Annotated in this window: 2 protein-coding genes; both read right to left on the bottom strand. The window is 27.7% G+C overall.

Annotated features, from left to right (window positions below):
• Positions 1-4: 4 nt before the first annotated feature.
• On the bottom strand, positions 5-973 hold the full coding sequence (locus tag HG1285_RS01075; protein ID WP_008289489.1) for a hypothetical protein: 969 nt from the start codon (positions 971-973) through the stop codon (positions 5-7).
• On the bottom strand, positions 970-1,282 hold a 313-nt coding region (gene cmr6, locus HG1285_RS01080; RefSeq protein ID WP_008289488.1), incomplete at its 5' end, for a type III-B CRISPR module RAMP protein Cmr6. The genes cmr6 and HG1285_RS01075, both read right to left, overlap by 4 nt.

Genomic DNA, 1,282 nt, shown 5'->3' with positions numbered 1-1,282 from the left:
AAGGTTAGGCTTTTAGGAAATCTACTGCATCTTCTTTGTTTACATCAAACTCAACTAATTTTGCAGGCTTTTTTATTTGCTCAAAATATGTTATAAGTCTACCTTTTTCCAAAGCAAAAAGCGTAAGCCCTAACGTTATGGCAGAAGTTCCCCCGCTTATGTTTACGACTAAGTCTTCATCTGTGTATCCTTCGTCTTTTATTCTATCTATAATTGATATTAATTTATCTTTAATTTGCTTAAAGTCGTCAAAATTTATACCACTTTCAAAAATTACCTTATCTTTAAACTCTGGTAAAACTATATTTAAAAATTCTAAAAACTTTTCCTTATCTTGATAAGATTCATAACTTGTTATAAAAAACACCTTTTCCAGAGAGTCTTTATATTCGTAGATATGTCTTAAAGGAAGTTCCCAGCTTAATTCTAATCTTTCCTTTCCTAACAAGCCTGTTTTTAATTGTTCTTCAAATTTTTCTAATTTTTCACTTAAATTTTTATTTTTAGATAAATTTGACAAAGCCATTATAAGAACTTTTTTTGTATTTTTAGATTTTTTACTCTCATGTGGATACAGTCTTATAAACAATATACCAATATTAAAAATGTTTACTAAAGAAGCTAATGCAAGGCAGTAATGTTTATCTTTAAAATAATCTGCAAACCATGAGGTTAAGGTTAAAATAAAAATAGCTCCTATAAGTCCATATACTCCTTCTATTTTTGCAGATAGAATATCTTTCAAAATAGAATTAATATCTTTTCGCCGTAAAGTTTTTTTGTAAATCCCAAAAAGGATAATAAGAATAAATAAAGAAATACCAAATATTACTGGCTCACTATATTGAATTAAAAAATTTGGAGCTTTTATATATTCTAAAAATTTAGGTAGTACAGGAATTATTCCAGAAATTACAAAGGAAATTAAAGTGAAACCTACTACTTTTAATGAAGACTTAGATATTACTTTCATTCTAAAATCCCGTATCCCAACGATGTTTTCGCCCCAATTCCTATATATTCAAGGGCTTCTTTCAAATCTTGTTTTAAGTTTTTATCATAGAAAGCCGTGTTTTTGAAATAAAAATTAAACTCTGTTCCTTTTGGAATGGTTAAAAATATTATTGGGTTTGGATTTTGCCAGTCTGCTGGTGGTTTTGGTTCTTTTTCATTTGAGTAATAGTCTGGATAATGTACATTCATAATGTCAATATCAAAGCCTTCAAAGTTTGTAGGATAAGCATCAAGTATTATTAATTTTCCTTTTTGTTTTTGATTTCCA

It is taken from the genome of Hydrogenivirga sp. 128-5-R1-1 (assembly GCF_000171895.1).
The sequence above is the reverse complement of the archived record's forward strand: the minus strand, read 5'-3'. Positions and strand labels throughout refer to the sequence as shown.

Bases quoted from the DNA above. Each gene is read 5' to 3' on its own strand.
- HG1285_RS01075 (WP_008289489.1), bottom strand. From the start codon at position 973: ATGAAAGTAATATCTAAGTCTTCATTAAAAGTAGTAGGTTTCACTTTA.